The sequence below is a fragment of the Achromobacter sp. JD-1 genome (assembly GCF_038594925.1).
GTDB classification, from domain to species: Bacteria; Pseudomonadota; Gammaproteobacteria; order Burkholderiales; family Burkholderiaceae_B; genus Achromobacter; species Achromobacter spanius_C.
This window is the reverse complement of the sequence record NZ_JBCGCS010000011.1, coordinates 213,941-220,773: the sequence shown is the minus strand read 5'-3', so window position 1 is coordinate 220,773 and position 6,833 is coordinate 213,941. Positions and strand designations below refer to the sequence as shown.

6 protein-coding genes are annotated in these 6,833 nt (G+C 65.9%); 1 reads left to right on the top strand and 5 read right to left on the bottom strand.

Features of this window, described 5'->3' with window-relative positions; translation table 11 throughout:
* Positions 1-201: hypothetical protein (locus tag WBR68_RS18700; protein WP_230694953.1), on the top strand; the 201-nt coding region annotated here is incomplete at its 5' end.
* Positions 202-309: 108 nt separating this feature from the next.
* Here the strand turns inward: WBR68_RS18700 and WBR68_RS18695 are convergent.
* Genes WBR68_RS18695 through WBR68_RS18675 form a run of 5 tightly spaced genes read right to left on the bottom strand, consistent with a single transcriptional unit; the run spans position 310 to position 6,788 of the window.
* Complete coding sequence (locus WBR68_RS18695; RefSeq protein ID WP_230694952.1) at positions 310-2,019, bottom strand: AMP-binding protein; 1,710 nt, start codon at positions 2,017-2,019, stop codon at positions 310-312.
* Between the two features lie 15 nt (positions 2,020-2,034).
* Positions 2,035-2,625 carry a chalcone isomerase family protein gene (locus WBR68_RS18690; RefSeq protein WP_127185175.1) on the bottom strand — a complete coding sequence of 197 codons (591 nt, stop codon included), beginning with the start codon at positions 2,623-2,625 and terminating at the stop codon, positions 2,035-2,037.
* On the bottom strand, positions 2,589-3,134 hold the full coding sequence (locus WBR68_RS18685; RefSeq protein ID WP_050448704.1) for a DUF4442 domain-containing protein: 546 nt from the start codon (positions 3,132-3,134) through the stop codon (positions 2,589-2,591). Before WBR68_RS18685 ends, WBR68_RS18690 begins: the two co-directional genes overlap by 37 nt.
* A 53-nt stretch (positions 3,135-3,187) precedes the next feature.
* Positions 3,188-4,387: an acetyl-CoA C-acyltransferase gene (locus tag WBR68_RS18680; protein WP_127185174.1), complete on the bottom strand. Its 1,200-nt coding sequence runs from the start codon at positions 4,385-4,387 to the stop codon at positions 3,188-3,190.
* 10 nt (positions 4,388-4,397) lie between these two features.
* Positions 4,398-6,788 carry a 3-hydroxyacyl-CoA dehydrogenase/enoyl-CoA hydratase family protein gene (locus WBR68_RS18675; RefSeq protein ID WP_230694951.1) on the bottom strand — a complete coding sequence of 797 codons (2,391 nt, stop codon included), beginning with the start codon at positions 6,786-6,788 and terminating at the stop codon, positions 4,398-4,400.
* Between the last annotated feature and the right edge of the window lie 45 nt (positions 6,789-6,833).

Here is a 6,833-nt window from a genome sequence, read left to right as displayed (position 1 = left end):
CGTATGGAAATCGCGCAAACCCTTCGATGTAAACCTCTTTATGGCCAGCCAGGCTTGCGCCAAACCATAGAACCTACATGGCATGGCGCGGCGCCCGTAGGATGGGTGCAGCGCGGCACGGTCATGCCCAGAACCCACAACGCCGATCGCGCGGAACCCATCTTGCAATGGTTGCTGTGTGGGAAGGCTGCGGAAGAATAGGGGTGCTGCTTGATGGGTTTCGCGCGATCGGCGGTTTCGTTCTTTTTGTTGCCTTGCCGCGCTCCACCCATCCTACTGCTACGGCTGGCGCAAAAGCCGTGGGGGGTTTCAACCCTGGCCGGCGCTTTGCTTTTCCACTTGCGGGGCAGCGTCGGGTTTCAATTCCCGCCGCAGGATCTTGCCCACGTTGGTGCGCGGCAAATCATCGCGGAATTCCACCTGGCGCGGCACCTTGTAGCCCGTCAGGTGCGTGCGGCAATGGGCGATCAACGTTTCGGCATCCAGCTCGGGGTCCTTGCGGATCACATATAGCTTGACCACTTCGCCCGAGCGTTCGTCCGGCACCCCCACCGCGGCCACTTCGCGCACGCCGGGGTGCAGCGCGGCGGCGTCCTCGACTTCGTTGGGATACACGTTGAAGCCCGACACCAGGATCATGTCTTTCTTGCGGTCGATCAGGAACACATAGCCGTCCTGGTCCACGTAGCCGACGTCGCCCGTGCGCAGATAGCCGTCAGGGGTCATCACCAGCGCGGTTTCGTCGGGGCGGTTCCAGTAGCCCTGGGTGACCTGGGGACCGCGCACGCAGATTTCCCCCGTTTCCCCTACACCCAGTTCCACGCCGTCATCGTCGCGGATGGAAATGTCGGTGGATGGCACGGGCAAGCCGATGGACCCGGTGAATACCTTGACGTCCAGCGGGTTGACGGTGACGGCGGGTGACGTCTCGGTCAGCCCGTAGGCCTGCGCCAGCGGCTTGCCCGTGACCGCGCGCCAACGCTCGGCCACGGCACGCTGTACCGCCATGCCTCCGCCCATTGTCAGGCGCAGGCGCGAAAAATCCAGCTTGGCGAAATCGGGATGATTCAGCAGCGCGTTGAACAAGGTATTGACGCCGGTGAATGCCGAAAATGGCACCTGGCTCATTTCCTTGATCAGCCCGGCAATGTCACGCGGGTTGATGATCAGCAGGTTGCTGGCGCCGATCTTCATGAACGTCAGGCAGTTCGCTGTCAGCGCAAAGATGTGATACAGCGGCAAGGCCGTCACGATGCACTCTTCGCCGTCTGTGACCAGCGGCCTGATCCAGGCATGAGCCTGGTTCACGTTTGTCACCAGATTGCCGTGCGTCAGCATCGCGGCCTTTGCCACGCCGGTGGTCCCGCCCGTGTATTGCAGGCAGGCCAGATCGCGTTGGTTCAGCGGCACTTCGGCAAACGGCACCTGCCGGCCCGCGCGCAACGCATCGCCCAGGCGCACATGGTGCGGCAAGGACCACGCCGGCACCATGCGCTTGACGCGGCGGATGACGAAATCCACCAGCCGGCCTTTAAGCGGACCCAGCATTTCGCCGATGGACGTCACCAGTACATGTTTGACCGTGCTGCCTTGCCCGGCAGCGGTCAGTGCCTTTTCCACGGTGGCCGCGAAGTTGTCCGCCACCACGATGGCGCGCGCGCCCGAGTCCACCAACTGGTGTTCAAGCTCGTGCGGGGTGTAGAGCGGGTTGCAGTTGACCACGACGCAGCCAGCGCGCAAGGCGCCGAACAGGCAAATGGGGTATTGCAGCAGGTTGGGCATCATGAGCGCAACGCGGTCGCCTTTACCCAGGCCCTGGGCGTGCAGCCAGGCGGCGAAGTCGCGCGTCAATTCGTCCAGTTCGGCGTAGCTGATCGCTTTGCCCATGCTCAGGTACGCGGTCTTGTCCGCATAGCGGCGGCAACTTTCCCGCACGACCGAGACCAGTGTGGTCACCCCGTCTATCTCGATTTCCGCGGGTACGCCCGCGGGATAGCTCTTGTGCCAGATTCGTTCCATTGTGTGCGGTTCCGCCTAGTTGCCCAACAGGGCCGTCTTCAGGGAAGTCTGCGCGGGCTTGTCGCCCAGCCAGACGCGGAGCAAGGCGCGGGCGAAATCGGGGCCGTCGACGCGGCCGCGTGGCTTGCCGTTGTGGGTCACGGCAACGCCACGGGCGTCAAAGTCCAGGTCGACCACATCGCCCTCGCGGGCAATGCCCAGATCGGCCACCAGGCTCTTGAGGCGTTCGGTGGATGCCTTAAGCCTTGCCAGTTCCGGCGGCGGCGTATTGTCGCGCAGGCCTTCCTGCAGGGCGTCGTCAAGGCTCTCGCTGTCCACGTCTCGCAGCAGTTGCAGGCGGATGCGACGGGGTTCCGTGCTGTTGATCAGCACCGACGCATCGTGGCTTTTCGTGGTGACGTACAGCGCGGCCACGTAGACCTTCACGACGAATCTCGTGCGCAGGCCCGCGCCGTTGAGCACCAGCGTGCGGCCGCCCTCGCTCAGGTGTTCGGGCACGCGCTGGCCGCCAACCTCCATGTCGGCGGCGAACGCGGGGCCCAGCGCCAGGCTGGCGGCAAGGATCAGGCTCAGGGCGGTGTATCGCCCTCCAGAGATGCGTTGCATGAGTCTCCTCCTGTGTTCTTTCGCTTGTAGAACTTCTTGTCCGCGATATAGATGGTGCGTTCCACCACGGCGTAGACCACGCCGTCCTTGTCCTTCAATTCCACCGTGTAGGAGCGGGTGGTTTCGTGGTCGCGCGCGAGCACATCGCGTATGTCGGCGATTTCTCCGGGCGGCAGCCGGAAGTCGGCATACAAGGTCGTGTAGGCGGGTTTGCGAAAGCGGATGGACGCCGCCTTGTCCCACACGATGTGGTCCGGGCCGAGCGCCGACATCAGCATGGTGGGGTGGGCGCCGTCCGTCACCGCGAACAGCGACCCGCCGTACATCGAGCCCACGATATTGCGCGTGCGCCGCAACAGCGGCAGCTTGATGCGGATGTGCAGGAAGTCCGGCGACACATGCATCACGCGGCCGCCGGTGGCGCGAAACGCCGGATGCAGGTTGAAGCCCACCCGCATCAGGCGCGCGCGCCATGCTGGCGACAGGTTCTTGAACCAATAGGGCTTCATGCTGGGCATGCCGGCTTATGTCGCGGGAAGGGTTTGCAGGATTGCGCCAGACATCACATCGCTTCGAACAGCCCGGCCGCGCCCATGCCGGTGCCAATGCACATGGTGACCAACCCGTACTTGCCGCCCGTGCGGCGCAGGCCGTGCGTGATGGTGGCCGTGCGGATCGCGCCGGTGGCGCCCAGTGGGTGGCCCAACGCGATGGCGCCGCCCAGCGGGTTGACCTTGGTGGGGTCCAGCTTCAGTTCGCGGATCACCGCCAGCGATTGGGCCGCGAAGGCCTCGTTCAGCTCGATCCAGTCCAGCGCGTCTTGCGTGATGCCGGCGCGTTCCAGCACCTTGGGGATGGCCGCCACGGGGCCGATGCCCATCACCTCGGGCGGCACGCCGGCCACCGCGAAGCTGACGAAGCGCGCCAGCGGGCTCAGGTTGAATTCGCGCAGGATGCGGTCGGACACCAGCACCACGGCGGCCGCGCCGTCGGACATCTGCGAGCTATTGCCGGCCGTGACGCTGCCGCGCGTCGAGAACACGGGACGTAGCCGCGCCAAGGCTTCGGCGCTGCTGTCCGGGCGCGGGCCTTCGTCCACTTCCACCAGGCGGCGCACCACGCGCACCGCGCCGCTGGCGCCGTCCGGCAAGTGCGACACCACTTCATACGGCGTGGTTTCTGCGCGGAAATGGCCGGCCGCGATCGCGGCGCAGGCCTTCTGGTGCGAAGCCAGCGCGAAGGCGTCCTGGTCTTCTCGCGACACCTTCCAGCGTTCAGCCACTTTTTCACCGGTCAACCCCATGCCGAAGGCCATGCCGATGTTTTCGTCGTGGGCGAAGATCTCGGGGTTCATCGACACCTTGTTGCCCATGATCTGCGGCATGGCGCTCATGGATTCGGTGCCCGCGCCGATCATGATGTCGGCCTCGCCCATGCGGATGCGCGCGGCGGCGTCCGCCACCGCCTGCAAGCCCGATGCGCAGAAGCGGTTGACGGTCACGCCCGCCACGCTTTGCGGCAGGCCCGCCAGCAGCAGGCCGATGCGCGCCACGTTCATGCCTTGTTCGGCTTCCGGCATGGCGCAGCCGGCAATCACGTCTTCGATGCGCGCGGTGTCCAGCGCCGGCACTTGCGCCAGCGCGCCGTTCAGCGCGGCGGCCAGCATGTCGTCGGGGCGCGTGGTGATGTAGGCGCCGTTGCGCTTGCCCACCGGCAGGCGCGTGGCGGCGACGATGTAGGCGTCTTGTATCTGCTTGGTCATGATGCTTTCCTCAGTTGCGCAACGGCTTGCCGGTTTCCAGCGTGTGGCGGATGCGGGCCTGGGTTTCAGGCGTGCGCAAGAGCGCAACGAATTCGCGGCGCTCAACCGCCAACAGCCATTCTTCGTCCACCTTCGTGCCGGTTTCGACCTCGCCGCCGCACAGGGCCACGGCGGCGCTGCGCGCCACGCGGTAATCGTGCGCGCTGATCATGCCGCCTTCGCGCATATTGACCAGCACCATCTCGAAGTTGGCGATGCCGTTCCTGCCCGCTACCGGAATGTTCGACAGGCGCGGCGGTGGCGTGTAGCCGGCCTGGGCCGCGGCCCGAGCCTGGCCGATGGCCACATACAGCAGCTCGTCCGGGTGGAACAGCACGATGTCGTGTTCGCGCGCGAAGCCCGCGTCGATCGCTTCCAGCGCGCTCTTGGCCACCTGCGCCATGGCGATGGTCTGGAAGACGGGTTGCAGGTACGGGAAGACTTCGCCCGGTGTGGCGGTCTTGGCCGCCAGCGCGGCCGCGCGGCCAGCGAATTCCTTGCTGCCGCCACCTGCGGGAATCAGTCCGACGCCCGCTTCCACCAGGCCGATATAGCTTTCCAATGCCAGCACGCGGTGCGACGCGTGCATCAGGAATTCGCAGCCCCCGCCCAGCGCCATGCCCTGCACGGCGGCCACGGTGGGAATCTGCGCATACTTGAACGACTGCGACGCGCGCTGGAATTTTTCGACCATGGCTTCCAGCATGTCGAACTGGCCCTCGGCGCACGCCTGCACCACTTGCTGCAAGTTGGCGCCCACGGCAAAGGGCGGTTCATGCCAGATGACCAGGCCGTCGAAATCACGTTCGGCGCGCGCCACGGCTTGCAGCACGCCTTCCAATACTTCGCCGCCCAGCGTGTGGTTCTTCGACGTGACGGACAGGATGGCGATGCCCGCATCCACGTCCGGCAGGTTCCACAAGCGCACGCCTTCGTTTTCCCACACGGTGACGCCACGGTCGTCCGGGCCTTCACCGAAGACACGCTCGGGGAACAACTGGCGGCGATACACCGGCAATGAAGAACGCGGATGCAAGGTGCCGGTGCGCGCGGAATACGAGCCCTGCGGCGCATGCACGCCCTGGCGGTCAGATTCCTGCACCCAGGCGGGCAGGGGCGCGTTGCTCATGGCGCGGCCGGCGGCGATGTCTTCAGCTACGGCGGCGGCAATGTCCTGCCAGCCTGCGGCCTGCCAGGTTTCAAACGGGCCTTGCGCCCAGCCGAAGCCCCAGCGCATGGCCAGGTCCAGGTCGCGCGCGTTGTCGGCCACGTGTTCAAGCTGCACGGCGCTGTAGTGGAAGATGTCGCGGAACAGGCTCCACAGGAACTGCGCCTGCGGGTGCTCGCTGGCGCGCAGCGCGGCAAAGCGCTTGGCGGGGTTGCGTTCCTTCAAGAGAGCGGCGACCTCATCGGCCAGCTTGCCGGCGCTGGGCACGTAGTCTTGCGCCTTCAGGTCCAGCACCAGGATGTCTCGGCCTTGCTTGCGGTAGACGCCCGCACCGGTCTTCTGGCCCAGCGCGCCTTTCTGGATCAGGGCCGACAGCCATGCCGGCAGCGCGAAGTAGCGGTGCCAGGGGTCATCGGGCAGGTTCTTTTCCATGGTGCCCACCACGTGGGCCAAGGTGTCCAGGCCGACCACATCGGCCGTGCGATAGGTGGCGCTCTTGGGGCGGCCGATCTTCGGACCGGTCAGCGCGTCGACTTCGTCAAAGCCCAACCCCAGGCGCGCGGTGTGATGCATGGCGGCCAGGATGGAGAACACGCCGATGCGGTTGGCCACGAAGTTGGGCGTGTCCAGCGCGCGGATCACGCCCTTGCCCAGCGTGGACGTGAGCCAGGTTTCCAACTGGTCCAGCACGACCAGTTGCGTATGTGATGTGGCGATGATTTCCACCAGCCGCATGTAGCGCGGCGGGTTGAAGAAATGGATGCCGCAGAAGCGCTCACGCAGGCTTGCGGGCAGGGCGTTGGCCAGCGCGTCGATCGACAGGCCGGACGTGTTGGACGCAACGATGGCGTCGGGCGACACATGCGGGGCAATGCGCTCGTAAAGCGCCGTCTTCCAGTCCATGCGTTCGGCGATGGCTTCGATGACCAGGTCGCAGCCGCGCAGCGCGTCCAGGTGGTCGTCGTAGTTCGCGGGGGTGATCAGGGCGATGCGGGCCGCGCCGGCCAGCGGTGCGGGTTCCAGCTTTTTCAGGCCGGCCAGGGCCTTGTTGACGATGCCGTTGCGGTCGCCTTCGGATGCGGCCAGGTCGAACAGCGTGACGGGCACGCCGGCATTGGCCAGGTGGGCGGCGATCTGCGCGCCCATGACGCCGGCGCCCAGGACGGCAACGTGTTTGACGACGAACTTGCTCAAGGGGAATCTCCTTCAAAAAACGGGGGGGCGGCGCGCGGCCGCCCG

Coding starts and splice junctions, on each gene's coding strand:
- WBR68_RS18690 (WP_127185175.1), bottom strand. CDS start 2,625: ATGCAACGCATCTCTGGAGGGCGATACACCGCCCTGAGCCTGATCCTT.
- WBR68_RS18685 (WP_050448704.1), bottom strand. CDS start 3,134: ATGAAGCCCTATTGGTTCAAGAACCTGTCGCCAGCATGGCGCGCGCGC.
- WBR68_RS18680 (WP_127185174.1), bottom strand. CDS start 4,387: ATGACCAAGCAGATACAAGACGCCTACATCGTCGCCGCCACGCGCCTG.
- WBR68_RS18695 (WP_230694952.1), bottom strand. CDS start 2,019: ATGGAACGAATCTGGCACAAGAGCTATCCCGCGGGCGTACCCGCGGAA.